The organism is Arthrobacter sp. SIMBA_036, from assembly GCF_046535135.1.
In the GTDB taxonomy this organism is placed as follows: Bacteria; Actinomycetota; Actinomycetes; order Actinomycetales; family Micrococcaceae; genus Arthrobacter.
In genome coordinates this window covers 1-236 of record NZ_JAWRXG010000465.1, presented here as the reverse complement: position 1 = coordinate 236, position 236 = coordinate 1, and the positions used below count along the sequence as shown (strand labels likewise).

Here is a 236-nt window from a genome sequence, read left to right as displayed (position 1 = left end):
CATCGACGTCGCCGTAGGCGGCGAGCACGTGCATCGATCCGGCGATTTCCTTCTGTGGCCGGCTGGACAATTTCAACTGCGCGACCGGAGCGCCGTCTCGTCTCCCAGTCTGCGCCGGATCGAACTGATACCGCCGATGTAAATCGACGAAGGTCTGAAGTCGGTTATTGGCAAGGGTCTCGGCGCGACGGAGGAGGAGGCGGTCAACGCCATCGCCCGCGGTCTGGGGTTCAAGT

At 62.7% G+C, this 236-nt stretch carries 1 protein-coding gene; it reads right to left on the bottom strand.

Features of this window, described 5'->3' with window-relative positions; translation table 11 throughout:
• The coding region (locus SB659_RS20540; protein WP_410551776.1) for a hypothetical protein at positions 1-236 on the bottom strand (236 nt) is incomplete at both ends.